Here is a 13,476-nt window from a genome sequence, read left to right as displayed (position 1 = left end):
GAGCTGCAGACACTCCTCGCCCTCTGGACCGGCGCCTGCCCCACCTGCCACCGCGACATACCCACCCCACTACGGACCTGACCAAGCCCTACTAGGTAGCCGCCCGCCCGCCGGGAGCGCCGGGTTCAGGTCTCCTCCCAGGGACGGTGCGTCTCCAGCCACCGCCGCGCGTAGCCCACCGCGTCCGCCACGGGGAACACCCGCACCCCGGCCGCGCCCACCCGGCCCCGGACGACCGGACGGTCCCGCTCGAAGTCGTGCCCCAGCTCGTCGAAGCGGTCCGAGCTGATCGCCACCTCGGTGACGGTCTCCCAGCCGCGCAGGCCGGGGCGGCCCACCTTCACGCGGGGAGCGGGGATGCGGTACTCGGCGAGGTGGAAGCCGGTACAGGCGTCGTAGCCGGCGCCGAGCAGCAGCACGCGCGCGTGCAGCGCCTCCAGCCGCGCCAGCGGGCTCCGCTCGCCGAGCCGGCAGTCCGGGGCGTGTCCGTCCAGGATCTCGGCCGCGCGCGGCCCGAGGGCGGCGAAGTAGGTCTGCGGGTGCGCGCTGCGCAGGGCGCCGGGCCAGGTCCGTACGGTCTCCGGGATCACGCCGACCCCGCGGGTGGGCGTGACCAGCGGGTCGTACGCGGGCATGGTGGCCCGGATCGTCTCCCACCACTCCTCGGGGACCGGGGGATTTCCCCAGACGGCCGGGTCGGACAGGTCGCCGGACTGGGCGGGGACGACCAGCGTGCCCTCGGGGCCGAGCGCGTCGAGCAGTCCCCGGACGACCGCGACGGCGCCGCCGCAGACCCAGCCTAGCGAGCTGAGCGAAGAGTGCACGAGGAGGATTTCACCGGGTTTGACGCCCAGGTCGCGAAGGCCGTCGGCGACGGTCGTCCGAGTGACAAGTGGGCCGGTCGGAGGGGGTGTGGGCATGTTTCGGGAGTGTCCTGCAAGGGGGTGCGCGGCGTTATCGAATTCCGGCGGGTTTGATCGATCAAAGATCGTTTGCGCAGGTCACGTTAGGTATGCCTAAGTGACGTAGGGCACCGTCCACGGGTTCGAGTGCCGCTTGCCGGAGTCTGAGGAATTACGCAACAATGGCGTTGTGAAAAACGTCGGCGAGGCCCATGAGGAGCTCGCGACCGGTGAGCGGTCCACCCGCAACCGGGTCGCGCGGTCCATCCTGGACCACGGCCCGTCGACCGTCGCCGAGCTGGCCGTCCGGCTGGGGCTCACCCAGGCCGCCGTACGACGGCATCTGGACGCCCTCGTCGTCGACGACGTCGTGGAAGCGCGCGAGCAGCGGGTGTACGGCGCCCGGACCCGGGGCCGCCCCGCCAAGGTCTTCGCGCTCACCGACTGCGGCCGGGACGCCTTCGACCAGTCCTACGACAAGCTCGCCACCGACGCCCTGCGCTTCATCCAGGAGCGGTTCGGCGGGGACGAGGCCGTCGTCGCGTTCGCCCGCGCGCGGATCGCCGAGCAGGCGACCGCGTACCGCGAGGCCATCGACGCCGCCGCCCCCGAGGAGCGGACCGAAGCCCTGGCCAGGGCCTTGAGCGCGGACGGGTACGCTGCTACCGCGCGTAGCGCCCCGGTCGGCGAACAGCTGTGCCAGCACCACTGCCCCGTCGCCCACGTCGCGGAGAAGTTCCCGCAGCTCTGCGAGGCGGAGACCGAGATCTTCTCCCAGCTGCTCGGAACCCACGTCCAGCGACTGGCGACCATCGCGCACGGCGACGGCGTCTGCACGACGTTCATCCCCAAGATTTCCCACAACGCATCTGCAAGCACGGCCGGGAGGAACCCCGCATGACTCTCCCCACGGAGACTGCCCACCCTGAGCTCGAGGGCCTGGGCAAGTACGAGTACGGCTGGGCCGACTCCGACGTAGCCGGTGCTGCGGCCAAGCGCGGTCTCAACGAGGACGTCGTCCTGGACATCTCCTCGAAGAAGTCCGAGCCGGAGTGGATGACCAAGCTCCGCCTCAAGGGCCTGAAGCTCTTCGCGAAGAAGCCCATGCCGAACTGGGGCTCGGACCTGTCGGGCATCGACTTCGACAACATCAAGTACTTCGTGCGCTCGACGGAGAAGCAGGCGGAGTCCTGGGAGGACCTGCCCGAGGACATCAAGAACACCTACGACAAGCTGGGCATCCCCGAGGCGGAGAAGCAGCGCCTCGTCGCCGGTGTCGCCGCCCAGTACGAGTCGGAGGTCGTCTACCACCAGATCCGCGAGGACCTGGAGGAGCAGGGCGTCATCTTCCTCGACACCGACACCGCGCTGAAGGAGCACCCGGAGCTCTTCAAGGAGTACTTCGGCACCGTCATCCCGGTCGGCGACAACAAGTTCGCCTCCCTGAACACCGCCGTGTGGTCGGGCGGCTCCTTCATCTACGTGCCGCCGGGCGTCCACGTCGAGATCCCGCTCCAGGCCTACTTCCGGATCAACACGGAGAACATGGGCCAGTTCGAGCGGACCCTGATCATCGTCGACGAGGGTGCCTACGTGCACTACGTCGAGGGCTGCACCGCCCCGATCTACAAGTCGGACTCGCTGCACTCCGCGGTCGTCGAGATCATCGTCAAGAAGAACGCCCGCTGCCGCTACACGACCATCCAGAACTGGTCGAACAACGTCTACAACCTGGTCACCAAGCGCGCCGTGGCGTACGAGGGCGCGACCATGGAGTGGATCGACGGCAACATCGGCTCCAAGGTGACGATGAAGTACCCGGCCGTCTACCTGATGGGCGAGCACGCCAAGGGCGAGACCCTGTCCATCGCCTTCGCCGGCGAGGGCCAGCACCAGGACGCCGGTTCCAAGATGGTCCACATGGCGCCGAACACCTCCTCCAACATCGTCTCCAAGTCGGTGGCGCGCGGCGGCGGCCGCACCTCCTACCGCGGTCTGGTGGAGATCGGCGAGGGCGCCCACGGCTCCAAGTCGAACGTGCTGTGCGACGCGCTGCTCGTCGACACCATCTCCCGCTCCGACACGTACCCCTACGTGGACGTCCGCGAGGACGACGTGTCCATGGGCCACGAGGCGACCGTCTCCAAGGTCTCCGAGGACCAGCTCTTCTACCTGATGAGCCGCGGTCTGAGCGAGTTCGAGGCGATGGCAATGATCGTGCGCGGCTTCGTCGAGCCGATCGCCAAGGAGCTGCCCATGGAGTACGCCCTCGAGCTCAACCGGCTGATCGAGCTGCAGATGGAAGGCGCGGTCGGCTGACGCCCGCCCTCCGGAACAGCCAGCGAATTTCTGACGTAGGAAGAGAGCAGACCGACAGCCATGGCTGAGGCTCAGAACATCCCGGTGGGCTCGACCACCGCCGGCCAGATCGCGGTGGCCGCAGAGTCGACCGTCGCCACGCGCATGAGCGCGCCCCCGTCCTTCGACGTCGCGGACTTCCCGGTCCCGCACGGCCGTGAGGAGGAGTGGCGGTTCACCCCGCTGGAGCGCCTGCGCGGCCTGCACGACGGCACCGCCACCGCCACCGGCGACGGCGTGAAGGTCACCGTCGAGGCGCCCGAGGGCGTCGTCGTGGAGACCGTCGGCCGCGACGACGCGCGGCTCGGCCGGGCGGGCACGCCCGTGGACCGCATCGCGGCCCAGGCGTACTCCGCCTTCGAGAAGGCCTCGGTGGTGACCGTGCCGAAGGAGACCGTGCTCACCGAGCCGATCCGCATCGCGGTGCACGGCGAGGGCGGCACCGCCTTCGGCCACCAGGTCATCGAGCTGGGCGCCTTCGCCGAGGCCGTCGTGGTCATCGACCACACCGGTGACGCGGTGCTCGCCGCCAACGTCGACTACCTCCTGGGCGACGGCGCCAAGCTCACCGTCGTCTGCGTCCAGGACTGGGACGACAAGGCCGTGCACGTCGCTCAGCACAACACCCTGATCGGGCGGGACGCGAGCTTCAAGTCGGTCGTGGTGACCTTCGGCGGCGACCTCGTACGGCTGCACCCGCGCGTCACCTACGCGGGCCCCGGCGGCGAGGCCGAGCTGTTCGGGCTGTACTTCACCGACGCCGGTCAGCACCAGGAGCACCGCCTCCTGGTCGACCACAACACCCCGCACTGCAAGTCGAACGTCGTCTACAAGGGCGCGCTCCAGGGCGACGCGGCGCACGCGGTCTGGATCGGCGACGTGCTCATCGAGGCCAAGGCCGAGGGCACCGACACCTACGAGATGAACCGCAACCTGGTCCTCACCGACGGCGCCCGCGTCGACTCGGTGCCGAACCTGGAGATCGAGACCGGCGAGATCGTCGGCGCCGGCCACGCCTCGGCCACCGGCCGCTTCGACGACGAGCAGCTCTTCTACCTGATGGCCCGCGGCATCCCGGAGCACGACGCCCGCCGCCTCGTGGTCCGCGGCTTCTTCGCCGAGCTGGTCCAGCAGATCGGTGTCGACGACATCGAGGAGCGGCTCCTGGTGAAGATCGACGAGGAGCTGGAGGCCACGGTCTGATGGCTTTCGTACGCGCCTGTGGGCTGAGCGAGCTGGAGGAGGACACCCCCAAGCGGGTGGAACTCGACGGCACGCCGGTCTCGGTCGTCCGTACCGAGGGGGAGGTGTTCGCCATCCACGACATCTGCTCCCACGCGAACGTCTCGCTCTCCGAGGGCGAGGTGGAGGACTGCCAGATCGAGTGCTGGCTGCACGGCTCCGCGTTCGACCTCCGCACCGGCAAGCCGTCCGGCCTTCCCGCGACGCGCCCCGTCCCCGTATACCCCGTAAAGATCGAAGGGGACGACGTGCTCGTCTCCCTCACCCAGGAGTCCTGAGGCACCCATGGCTACGCTTGAAATCCGAGACCTGCACGTCACCGTCGAGGTCGAGAACGGCACGAAGGAAATCCTCAAGGGTGTCGACCTCACCGTGAAGCAGGGCGAGACGCACGCCATCATGGGCCCCAACGGCTCCGGCAAGTCGACTCTCGCCTACTCGCTGGCCGGTCACCCGAAGTACACGATCACCGGCGGCACCGTCACCCTCGACGGCGAGGACGTCCTGGAGATGTCCGTCGACGAGCGCGCCCGCGCCGGCCTGTTCCTCGCGATGCAGTACCCGGTCGAGGTTCCCGGCGTGTCCGTGTCGAACTTCCTGCGCACCTCCGCCACCGCCATCCGCGGCGAGGCCCCCAAGCTGCGCACCTGGGTGAAGGAGGTCCGGGAGGCCATGGAGCGCCTCAACATGGACCCCTCCTTCGCCGAGCGCAACGTCAACGAGGGCTTCTCCGGCGGTGAGAAGAAGCGCCACGAGATCCTCCAGCTGGAGCTGCTCAAGCCGAAGGTCGCCATCCTCGACGAGACCGACTCCGGCCTCGACGTCGACGCCCTGCGCATCGTCTCCGAGGGCGTCAACCGGATCCGTGAGAGCGGCGAGGTCGGCACCCTGCTGATCACGCACTACACGCGGATCCTGCGCTACATCAAGCCCGACCACGTCCACGTCTTCTCCGGCGGCCGCATCGTCGAGTCCGGCGGCGCCGAGCTCGCCGACAAGCTGGAGAACGAGGGCTACGAGGTATACACGAAGGGCGGGGCATCAGCGTGACGCAGCTGCCGGGCCTCCTCGACACCGAGGCGATCCGCAAGGACTTCCCCATCCTGGACCGCATGGTCCACGACGACCGGAAGCTCGTGTACCTGGACAACGCGGCGACCTCGCAGAAGCCGCGCCAGGTGCTGGACGCCCTGAGCGAGTACTACGAGCGCTACAACGCCAACGTCCACCGCGGTGTGCATGTGCTCGCCGAGGAGGCCACGGCGCTGTACGAGGGCGCGCGCGACAAGGTCGCCGAGTTCATCAACGCGCCCAGCCGCGACGAGGTGATCTTCACCAAGAACGCCTCGGAGTCGCTGAACCTCGTGGCGAACATGCTGGGCTGGGCCGACGAGCCCTACCGCGTGGACGCCGAGACCGAGATCGTCATCACCGAGATGGAGCACCACTCCAACATCGTGCCGTGGCAGCTGCTCGCGCAGCGCACGGGCGCGAAGCTGAAGTGGTTCGGCCTGACCGACGACGGCCGGCTCGACCTGTCCAATATCGACGAGATCATCACCGAGAAGACGAAGATCGTCTCCTTCGTGCTGGTCTCCAACATCCTGGGCACGGTCAACCCGGTCGAGACGATCATCCGGCGCGCCCAGGAGGTCGGTGCGCTCGTCTGCATCGACGCCTCCCAGGCCGCCCCGCACATGCCGATGGACGTACAGGCCCTCCAGGCCGACTTCGTCGCCTTCACCGGCCACAAGATGTGCGGCCCGACCGGCATCGGCGTCCTGTGGGGCCGTCAGGAGCTGCTGGAGGACCTGCCTCCGTTCCTCGGCGGCGGCGAGATGATCGAGACGGTGTCGATGCACTCGTCGACGTACGCTCCCGCCCCGCACAAGTTCGAGGCGGGCACCCCGCCGATCGCGCAGGCGGTCGGTCTGGGCGCGGCGATCGACTACCTGAACTCGATCGGCATGGACAGGATCCTCGCCCACGAGCACGCGCTCACCGAGTACGCGGTGCGGCGCCTGCAGGAGGTCCCCGACCTCCGGATCATCGGCCCCACCACGGCCGAGGACCGGGGCGCGGCGATCTCCTTCACGCTCGGGGACATCCACCCGCACGACGTCGGCCAGGTACTGGACGAGCAGGGCATCGCGGTCCGGGTGGGCCACCACTGCGCCCGTCCGGTCTGCCTGCGGTACGGAATTCCTGCGACCACGCGAGCGTCGTTCTATCTGTACTCCTCGCCGGCCGAGATCGACGCTCTGGTGGACGGCCTGGAGCACGTGCGGAACTTCTTCGGCTGAGGGACGGGACGAGCGATCGCATGAAGCTGGACTCGATGTACCAGGAAGTCATCCTGGACCACTACAAGCACCCGCACGGGCGTGGTCTGAGGGATGGCGATGCCGAGGTGCACCACGTCAACCCGACGTGCGGCGACGAGATCACACTCCGCGTGAAGTACGACGGCACGACGATCAAGGACGTCTCCTACGAGGGTCAGGGCTGCTCGATCAGCCAGGCCTCGGCCTCCGTGCTGAACGACCTGCTGGTCGGCAAGGACCTCTCCGACGCGCAGAGGATCCAGGAGACCTTCCTGGAGCTGATGCAGTCCAAGGGGAAGATCGAGCCCGATGACGCGATGGAGGAGGTCCTGGAGGACGCGGTCGCGTTCGCGGGAGTCTCCAAGTACCCGGCGCGGGTCAAGTGCGCTCTCCTGAGCTGGATGGCGTGGAAGGACGCAACGGCCCAAGCCCTGGGCGGAGCCGACGCGGAAAGGAAGACGGCATGAGCGAGACCGTTGAGATGAAGCCGGCCTCGGAGGAAGAAGTCCGCGAGGCGCTGTACGACGTCGTCGACCCCGAACTGGGGATCGACGTGGTCAACCTCGGCCTGATCTACGGCATCCACATCGACGACGCGAACATCGCGACGATCGACATGACCCTGACCTCGGCGGCCTGCCCGCTGACGGATGTCATCGAGGACCAGGCCAAGTCCGCCACGGACGGCCTCGTCAACGAGCTGCGCATCAACTGGGTCTGGATGCCGCCGTGGGGCCCGGACAAGATCACGGACGACGGCCGCGAGCAGCTTCGGGCGCTCGGGTTCAACGTCTGAGACGGCAAGCGCGGAAGCGGCGATGCCCCTCGGGGGCGTCGCCGCTTCCGTGTTGTGACGGCTCGTACGGGCTCCATGTGTACAGGTGTACGCATGATGTGTACGCTCGTACGCATGGGATACCTCACGCTCGCCGGCGCCATCGCCGCCGAGGTGGCCGCGACCACCGCCATGAAGTACAGCGCCGGTTTCAGCAGGCTCTGGCCCTCGCTGCTGACGGCGCTCGGCTACGTCGTCTCCTTCGCGCTGCTCGCCCAGACCCTGAAGACCGTGGGGATCGGCGCCGCGTACGCGATCTGGGCCGGGGTCGGCACCGCGAGCATCGCCGTCATCGGGCTCGTGGCGTTCGGGGAGGCGCTGACCGTCACCAAGGTCGCCGGGATCCTGCTGATCGTGGCGGGGGTCGTGGTGCTGAACCTGGGCGGCGCGCACTGATGGCCCGGCGCTACGACCCCGAGCGGCGGCAGCGGATCATCGACGCCGCGATCCGGGTCGTCGGCGAGAAGGGCCTCGCGGGGCTCACCCATCGCTCGGTCGCGGCGCGGGCCGATGTCCCGCTCGGCTCGACGACGTACCACTTCGCGACCCTCGACGAGCTGATGGTCGCGGCCCTGCGCCAGGCGAACGAGGGCTTCGCCAAGGTCATCGCCTCCCGCGGCGGCCTCCAGGAACCGGGCGCCGACCTCGCCCGCGAACTCGCCGGTTGGATGGGCGAATGGCTGGCGGGCGACCGCACCGGTGTCGAGCTGGAGTACGAGCTGTACCTGGCCGCCCTGCGCCGCCCCGCCCTGCGGCCCGTCGCCGCCGAATGGGCGGCCGACCTCGTCGCCCGGCTCGCCCGGCACACGGACCCGGTCACGGCACGGGCCCTGGTCGCACTGATGGACGGGATCTGCCTCCAGGTCCTGCTCACCGGGGCGCCGTACGACGAGGAGTACGCACGGGAGATGCTGGGCCGGGTCATCGGCACCTGAGCCGTCCGCCGCGGACGTGAACCCTCCACCGGCGCGCGCCCGGCACGTGAGATGGCGGGGGCATCGGTTCGCCCTGGTGGGGCCTGCCAAGTTAGGTTGCCCTCATGACCGACACGACTGCACCTCGCACCACCGGCGCCGTTGCCGCCGGCCTCGCCACGATCGCCGCCGACGGCACCGTCCTCGACACCTGGTTCCCCGCGCCCGGACTCGCCGCCGAGCCCGGCCCGTCCGGTACGGAGCGGCTGTCCGCCGAGACGGCCGTGGAACTGCTCGGCGAGGGCGCCGCCAAGGCGATCGGCCCGGACGCCCGCCGGGGTGTCGAGGTCGTCGCGGTCCGTACGGTCATCTCCTCGCTCGACGCGAAGCCGATCGACGCGCACGACGTGTACCTGCGGCTGCACCTGCTCTCGCACCGCCTGGTCAAGCCGCACGGTCAGAGCCTGGACGGCATGTTCGGCTTCCTCGCGAACGTCGCCTGGACCTCGCTCGGGCCGGTCGCCGTAGACGACATCGAGAAGGTCCGGCTGAACGCCCGCGCGGAGGGGCTGCACCTTCAGGTGACGTCCGTCGACAAGTTCCCGCGCATGACGGACTACGTCGCGCCGAAGGGCGTGCGGATCGCCGACGCCGACCGGGTCCGCCTGGGCGCGCACCTCGCCGAGGGCACGACGGTCATGCACGAGGGCTTCGTGAACTTCAACGCGGGCACGCTCGGCACCTCGATGGTCGAGGGCCGCATCTCCGCGGGCGTCGTCGTCGGGGACGGCTCGGACATCGGCGGCGGCGCCTCCACGATGGGCACGCTGTCGGGTGGCGGCAACGTGATCATCTCCATCGGCGAGCGGTGCCTGGTCGGCGCCGAGGCGGGTGTCGGCATCGCGCTGGGCGACGAGTGCGTGGTGGAGGCGGGGCTGTACGTCACCGCCGGCACCCGCGTCACCATGCCCGACGGCCAGATCGTGAAGGCTCGCGAGCTGTCCGGGGCGTCGAACATCCTGTTCCGCCGCAACTCGGTCACGGGAACCGTCGAGGCCCGTCCGAACAACGCGGTCTGGGGCGGCCTGAACGAGATCCTGCACAGCCACAACTAGCGTGTGCCGGGGGGCGTGGTGAAGCTGCGGGCCGGTGGGGGCCGGTCGCGCAGTTCCCCGCGCCCCTAGCCGGGAAGCGTGGCCGCGAAGTCCCGCAGAGCCGTGAAGTCTCCCTCCCGCAGGCCGAGCCTCGGGTCCACGTGATGCAGCAGCGCCGGACCGGCGTGATGTTCCGCCACGTACGTCTCGTCCGCCCCGCTCTGTTCGTCGTCCACCCACGCGAACGGGCGGCCCGCCGCGTACTCCACGATCGCCGCCGTCTTCCAGTGCACCCCGTCCGGGCGTTCCGCGAACAGGCCCTCGCCGAAGTCGACGTACGGCAGTTCGGGGAGGCCGATCACCGGGGCGATCCCGCGGTTGGCGGCGTCCATCCAGGTCGTGGCCCAGCACAGGTCGTAGGCGAGGGTCAGCAGGGACGGCCCGTGGGAGGGGTTGAGCCAGACGCGGAGCGGGCGGCCGGGGCGGACGGTCGCACGGATCGTGGTGTAACCCTCGGGGCGGCGCTGGGGCTTGGCGGCCCAGGGGTTGAGGGGGCCGTCGACGTCCAGGAACAGCAGGGGGCGGCTCACCTCGTCACCGTACGGGAGCCGTGGTGGGGGGCGGCGGGGAATTTCCTCGGGGGAGCCGGCATGGCGGGGCGCCGCCGTGCGCGTCATTCCCGGTGGAGGGGCGGGCAGCGGGCCCGGCCGGGGGAGTGACGGTGGGAGCCGGTCTTCGCCCGGCGCTGATCAGGCGTCCACCAGGCTCCGGTACGCCCTCAGCAGCCCGTCGGTCGCCTCGCGGCCGGCGGGACGCAAGGGGGCGCGGACCGGGCCCGCGGGCAGGCCCAGTTCGGTCAGCAGCGCCTTGGCGGTGACCGAGCCGGGCAGGCCCGCCGCCATCATCGCCTCCACCAGCGGGGTGGCCCGCTGCTGGAGCCGGGCGGCTTCCGCCGTCTCGCCCGCGTCGAACGCGTCCAGCACAGACCGGAGTCGGGCCGGTGCCGCGTTGGACACCGTACTGATGTACCCCGCGCCACCCACCGCGTACAGCGCGAGGTTGTGCTCGTCGCAGCCCGCGTAGTACGCCAGCTCCGTGCGGGACATGACCTTCTGGGCGGCGAGGAAGTCGTAGGAGCAGTCCTTCACCGCGACGATCCTCGGGTGCCCGGCGAGCCGGAGCAGGGTCTCCGGCTCGACGCGGACGCCGGTGCGGCCGGGGATGTCGTAGACCGCGAGCGGCAGTCCCGAGGCGTCGGCGACCGCACGGAAGTGCGCCTCCAGCGCGTCCTGCGGGGGCTTGCTGTAGTACGGCGCCACCACCAACAGCCCGTCCGCGCCCGCCTTTTCGGCGGCCAGGGCCAGCTCGACGGTGTGCCGGGTGTCGAAGGTGCCGACCCCGGCCAGCACCGAGGCCCGCTCGCCCACCGCCTCCCGCACCGCGCGGACGAGCAGGGTCTTCTCCTCGTCCGTCGTGGTCGGCGACTCGCCCGTGGTGCCCGACAGCACCAGACCGTCGCAGCCCCCGGACACCAGCCGGTCGGCGAGCCGCTGCGCCCCGGGGAGATCGAGCGCACCCTCCTCGGTGAAGGGCGTGATCATGGCGCAGAGGGCGCGGCCGAAGGGGGAGTTCGTGGTCGTCATGGAAGTAGTGTCGGCAGCACGACAGTGAAGCTCCACTTAAATTTCCTACGAGGTATCGCTAAGCATCCCTGTCGGGCGGGGAGTCGAGGCCCTCTGTTCCGACCGGGGCGCCATGGGTCACCATGGCCGGGACGGTCAACGACCCCTGGTCCTGGAGGCGTCATGAAGCTGGGCAAGGCACTCGCCACCGGAGTCGCTGAAGAGCGGCCGCTGATCCACGACGAAGAGCCCGAACTCCCCGAGATCACCGAGGAGATGGTGGAAGCGCAGGCCGCCGAAGAGGTACCGGCGGCCCGATGAGGCCCTGGCTTCCGGAGGAACGCCCGACGGAGCCGCCGACCGGCTACAAGATCGCCCACCCGATGCTGTCCCACGACCGCACCCGGGCGGGCTTCACCGGCGTGTCGCTCGGCGGCGCGCTGCCGTACGGGGTCCTCGCCGACGCGTCCTGCGTCTACGGTCTCCGGCACCGGGCACCGCACCGGCGCTGCGACTGCGGCTTCCACTGCGTGCACGACCGTACGGCCGCCGAGGCGCTGCTGTGCACGGCCGAGCACCGGGCCGCCGTGCTGCTGGAGGTCACGGTACTGGGCCGCTACCTCCGCTTCGAGCTGGGCTTCCGCTACGCCCGGCAGCGGGTGCGCACCGCCACCGTCGGCCCCTGCCGGTGCGGCGCGGTCGCCGTCGCGCTGGCCGACGCGGGCTGGGGCCGGCCCGGCTGGCTGGGCCTGGCCCCCTCCTGCGCGGGCTGTCTGCGGGACCGTACGTCCGTCTCGCTCGCGGGGTTCGCGCGGCTGGCCGGGGAAGGGCTGCGGGTGGTGGCGGGGGAGGGCGGCGCCGGCGCCGAAGCCGGCGCCGAAGGGCTCGGGGTGCCCGAACTCGCCGCCGAGGCAGCCCTGTTGCAGGCGCGCCTGGACTGGTTCCAGAGTCAGCTGGCGCGGCTCGGGCAGCGCGGGCCGGGCGGCGGACGCCAAGGGTAGCGGGGGCCGGTGCGGGTACCCGGAGTGTTCCGAACCGACAGGAGGCGGACACCGTGACCGGGACCACGGCCACCGGGCCGGAGCGCGACGCGCGTCCTTCGGTCGGCGCACTCGTCGGACGAGCGACGGAACAGCTCTCCCGGCTCGTACGGCAGGAGATGGCCCTCGCCAAGGAGGAGCCGGCGGAGAAGGGCCGACGCGCCGGCCGGGGCGGCGGGCTGCTCGGCGCGGCGGGTGCCGTCGCCTGTGCCGGGCTGCTGGTCCTGGCGGGCACCGCGGTGGCCGGCCTCTCGTTGGCGCTGTCGGCCTGGACGGCGGCACTGATCGTGACGGCGGTGCTGTTCGTCGTCGCGGGCGTGCTCGGCGCGGCCGGTCGTGCCCAGCCGGGGCGTGCCGCGCCCGCCACACCCGAGGAGGCCCTCGGCAGCGTCAGGGCGGACGTCGAGGAGATCAGGGAAAGGGCGCACCGATGACGGACATGGCAGGGGACGCGGGCACAGGGGCCAGGGGCCCCGACGAACTGCGTCGGCAGATACAGCGCACGAGGACGCAACTCGGCATCACCGTCGAGGAGTTGGCGGGCAAGGTCGATGTGAAGGGGCGGGCCAGGGCGCGCGCCGCCGACCTCAGGGACCGGGCGGGCGCGATGACCGTGCAGCTGCGCAGCAGCGCGGCCCAGGCCGGTCACACCGCGCAGGACAAGGCGGCCCGGGCCCGTCACCTGGTCCAGGACCGGGCCTCCCGCGCCGGTCACACCGTCCAGGACCGGGCCTCCCGTGCGGGTCACTCCGTCCAGGACCGGGCCTCCCGCGCCGGTCACACCGTCCAGGACCGGGCCTCCCGTGCGGGGTACTCCGTCCAGGGCCGGGCCGACTGGGCCGGTCACACGGTTCAGGAACGGGCCACCCGGGCGGGCCGCGCCGTGGAGTACCAGGCGCCGGGTCCTGTCCGCACCGCCGTACGGGCCGGACTGCGGAATCCGCGACCGGTGCTGCTGGCGGGCGCGGCCGCCGTGGGCGCGATGCTCGCCGTCCAGGCGGTGCGGCGGCGCGGCGGCCGCCGCTGAGCCGGATGAGGGCGGCGCGGGACCGGGCGACCGGACCCGCGCCGCCCTTCGCCGTGCCCGGCCCAACAACCGTCCCGCAACCCGCACTTGACCTCAACCAAGGTTGAGGTCGGAGGCT

At 70.8% G+C, this 13,476-nt stretch carries 18 protein-coding genes; 15 read left to right on the top strand and 3 right to left on the bottom strand.

The window, feature by feature from the left end; genetic code table 11:
* Window positions 1–125: 125 nt before the first annotated feature.
* On the bottom strand, window positions 126–920 hold the full coding sequence (locus ACWD1Z_RS28765) for an aminoglycoside N(3)-acetyltransferase (RefSeq protein ID WP_451122493.1): 795 nt from the start codon (window positions 918–920) through the stop codon (window positions 126–128).
* Between the two features lie 172 nt (window positions 921–1,092).
* Between ACWD1Z_RS28765 and ACWD1Z_RS28760 the strand changes: the two genes are divergently transcribed.
* The 11 genes from ACWD1Z_RS28760 (at window position 1,093) to dapD (ending at window position 9,690) form a co-directional block, all read left to right on the top strand.
* Window positions 1,093–1,803 (top strand): helix-turn-helix transcriptional regulator, encoded by a 711-nt coding sequence (locus ACWD1Z_RS28760; protein WP_451122492.1) that lies wholly within the window; start codon window positions 1,093–1,095, stop codon window positions 1,801–1,803.
* Window positions 1,800–3,221, top strand: coding sequence for a Fe-S cluster assembly protein SufB (sufB, locus tag ACWD1Z_RS28755; RefSeq protein ID WP_389418724.1), 1,422 nt, complete (start codon window positions 1,800–1,802; stop codon window positions 3,219–3,221). The genes ACWD1Z_RS28760 and sufB overlap by 4 nt, the downstream gene beginning before the upstream one ends.
* A 60-nt stretch (window positions 3,222–3,281) precedes the next feature.
* On the top strand, window positions 3,282–4,463 hold the full coding sequence (sufD, locus tag ACWD1Z_RS28750; protein WP_451122491.1) for a Fe-S cluster assembly protein SufD: 1,182 nt from the start codon (window positions 3,282–3,284) through the stop codon (window positions 4,461–4,463).
* Complete coding sequence (locus ACWD1Z_RS28745; RefSeq protein ID WP_067258562.1) at window positions 4,463–4,780, top strand: non-heme iron oxygenase ferredoxin subunit; 318 nt, start codon at window positions 4,463–4,465, stop codon at window positions 4,778–4,780. Before sufD ends, ACWD1Z_RS28745 begins: the two co-directional genes overlap by 1 nt.
* Window positions 4,781–4,787: 7 nt before the next feature.
* Window positions 4,788–5,552, top strand: a complete 765-nt coding sequence (sufC, locus tag ACWD1Z_RS28740; protein ID WP_389418727.1) for a Fe-S cluster assembly ATPase SufC — start codon at window positions 4,788–4,790, stop codon at window positions 5,550–5,552.
* Window positions 5,549–6,805, top strand: coding sequence for a cysteine desulfurase (locus tag ACWD1Z_RS28735; RefSeq protein WP_451122490.1), 1,257 nt, complete (start codon window positions 5,549–5,551; stop codon window positions 6,803–6,805). Before sufC ends, ACWD1Z_RS28735 begins: the two co-directional genes overlap by 4 nt.
* A gap of 20 nt (window positions 6,806–6,825) precedes the next feature.
* Window positions 6,826–7,293, top strand: a complete 468-nt coding sequence (sufU, locus tag ACWD1Z_RS28730; protein ID WP_451122489.1) for a Fe-S cluster assembly sulfur transfer protein SufU — start codon at window positions 6,826–6,828, stop codon at window positions 7,291–7,293.
* On the top strand, window positions 7,290–7,622 hold the full coding sequence (locus ACWD1Z_RS28725) for a metal-sulfur cluster assembly factor (RefSeq protein WP_073494514.1): 333 nt from the start codon (window positions 7,290–7,292) through the stop codon (window positions 7,620–7,622). Before sufU ends, ACWD1Z_RS28725 begins: the two co-directional genes overlap by 4 nt.
* Before the next feature lie 114 nt (window positions 7,623–7,736).
* Window positions 7,737–8,057 carry a DMT family transporter gene (locus tag ACWD1Z_RS28720; protein ID WP_451122488.1) on the top strand — a complete coding sequence of 107 codons (321 nt, stop codon included), beginning with the start codon at window positions 7,737–7,739 and terminating at the stop codon, window positions 8,055–8,057.
* Complete coding sequence (locus tag ACWD1Z_RS28715; protein ID WP_451122487.1) at window positions 8,057–8,596, top strand: TetR/AcrR family transcriptional regulator; 540 nt, start codon at window positions 8,057–8,059, stop codon at window positions 8,594–8,596. Before ACWD1Z_RS28720 ends, ACWD1Z_RS28715 begins: the two co-directional genes overlap by 1 nt.
* Window positions 8,597–8,700: 104 nt before the next feature.
* Window positions 8,701–9,690, top strand: a complete 990-nt coding sequence (gene dapD, locus ACWD1Z_RS28710; protein ID WP_451122486.1) for a 2,3,4,5-tetrahydropyridine-2,6-dicarboxylate N-succinyltransferase — start codon at window positions 8,701–8,703, stop codon at window positions 9,688–9,690.
* Between the two features lie 65 nt (window positions 9,691–9,755).
* On the opposite strand, the gene ACWD1Z_RS28705 is transcribed toward dapD, so the two are convergent.
* Both ACWD1Z_RS28705 and dapA read right to left on the bottom strand, forming a co-directional pair.
* A complete protein-coding gene (locus tag ACWD1Z_RS28705) occupies window positions 9,756–10,259 on the bottom strand; it encodes a hypothetical protein (RefSeq protein ID WP_451122485.1) in 504 nt (167 codons plus the stop codon).
* A gap of 159 nt (window positions 10,260–10,418) precedes the next feature.
* Window positions 10,419–11,312: a 4-hydroxy-tetrahydrodipicolinate synthase gene (gene dapA, locus ACWD1Z_RS28700; protein WP_451122484.1), complete on the bottom strand. Its 894-nt coding sequence runs from the start codon at window positions 11,310–11,312 to the stop codon at window positions 10,419–10,421.
* Between the two features lie 162 nt (window positions 11,313–11,474).
* Between dapA and ACWD1Z_RS28695 the strand changes: the two genes are divergently transcribed.
* Genes ACWD1Z_RS28695 through ACWD1Z_RS28680 form a run of 4 tightly spaced genes read left to right on the top strand, consistent with a single transcriptional unit; the run spans window position 11,475 to window position 13,358 of the window.
* Entirely contained in the window at window positions 11,475–11,612 is a 138-nt protein-coding gene (locus tag ACWD1Z_RS28695; RefSeq protein ID WP_451122483.1) for a hypothetical protein, read from the top strand.
* Window positions 11,609–12,292, top strand: a complete 684-nt coding sequence (locus ACWD1Z_RS28690) for a hypothetical protein (RefSeq protein ID WP_451122482.1) — start codon at window positions 11,609–11,611, stop codon at window positions 12,290–12,292. Before ACWD1Z_RS28695 ends, ACWD1Z_RS28690 begins: the two co-directional genes overlap by 4 nt.
* A 53-nt stretch (window positions 12,293–12,345) precedes the next feature.
* Window positions 12,346–12,765, top strand: coding sequence for a phage holin family protein (locus ACWD1Z_RS28685; protein ID WP_451122481.1), 420 nt, complete (start codon window positions 12,346–12,348; stop codon window positions 12,763–12,765).
* On the top strand, window positions 12,762–13,358 hold the full coding sequence (locus ACWD1Z_RS28680; RefSeq protein ID WP_451122480.1) for a DUF3618 domain-containing protein: 597 nt from the start codon (window positions 12,762–12,764) through the stop codon (window positions 13,356–13,358). Before ACWD1Z_RS28685 ends, ACWD1Z_RS28680 begins: the two co-directional genes overlap by 4 nt.
* Window positions 13,359–13,476: the final 118 nt, after the last annotated feature.

This window comes from Streptomyces sp. NPDC002784, assembly GCF_053592135.1.
Note: the sequence above shows the minus strand (reverse complement) of the source record. Positions and strands in the feature narration are given on the sequence as shown.

Bases quoted from the DNA above. Each gene is read 5' to 3' on its own strand.
- dapA (WP_451122484.1), bottom strand. From the start codon at position 11,312: ATGACGACCACGAACTCCCCCTTCGGCCGCGCCCTCTGCGCCATGATC.
- ACWD1Z_RS28695 (WP_451122483.1), top strand. From the start codon at position 11,475: ATGAAGCTGGGCAAGGCACTCGCCACCGGAGTCGCTGAAGAGCGGCCG.
- sufC (WP_389418727.1), top strand. From the start codon at position 4,788: ATGGCTACGCTTGAAATCCGAGACCTGCACGTCACCGTCGAGGTCGAG.
- ACWD1Z_RS28765 (WP_451122493.1), bottom strand. From the start codon at position 920: ATGCCCACACCCCCTCCGACCGGCCCACTTGTCACTCGGACGACCGTC.
- ACWD1Z_RS28725 (WP_073494514.1), top strand. From the start codon at position 7,290: ATGAGCGAGACCGTTGAGATGAAGCCGGCCTCGGAGGAAGAAGTCCGC.
- ACWD1Z_RS28690 (WP_451122482.1), top strand. From the start codon at position 11,609: ATGAGGCCCTGGCTTCCGGAGGAACGCCCGACGGAGCCGCCGACCGGC.
- sufD (WP_451122491.1), top strand. From the start codon at position 3,282: ATGGCTGAGGCTCAGAACATCCCGGTGGGCTCGACCACCGCCGGCCAG.
- sufU (WP_451122489.1), top strand. From the start codon at position 6,826: ATGAAGCTGGACTCGATGTACCAGGAAGTCATCCTGGACCACTACAAG.
- ACWD1Z_RS28680 (WP_451122480.1), top strand. From the start codon at position 12,762: ATGACGGACATGGCAGGGGACGCGGGCACAGGGGCCAGGGGCCCCGAC.
- ACWD1Z_RS28715 (WP_451122487.1), top strand. From the start codon at position 8,057: ATGGCCCGGCGCTACGACCCCGAGCGGCGGCAGCGGATCATCGACGCC.
- ACWD1Z_RS28745 (WP_067258562.1), top strand. From the start codon at position 4,463: ATGGCTTTCGTACGCGCCTGTGGGCTGAGCGAGCTGGAGGAGGACACC.
- dapD (WP_451122486.1), top strand. From the start codon at position 8,701: ATGACCGACACGACTGCACCTCGCACCACCGGCGCCGTTGCCGCCGGC.
- ACWD1Z_RS28720 (WP_451122488.1), top strand. From the start codon at position 7,737: ATGGGATACCTCACGCTCGCCGGCGCCATCGCCGCCGAGGTGGCCGCG.
- sufB (WP_389418724.1), top strand. From the start codon at position 1,800: ATGACTCTCCCCACGGAGACTGCCCACCCTGAGCTCGAGGGCCTGGGC.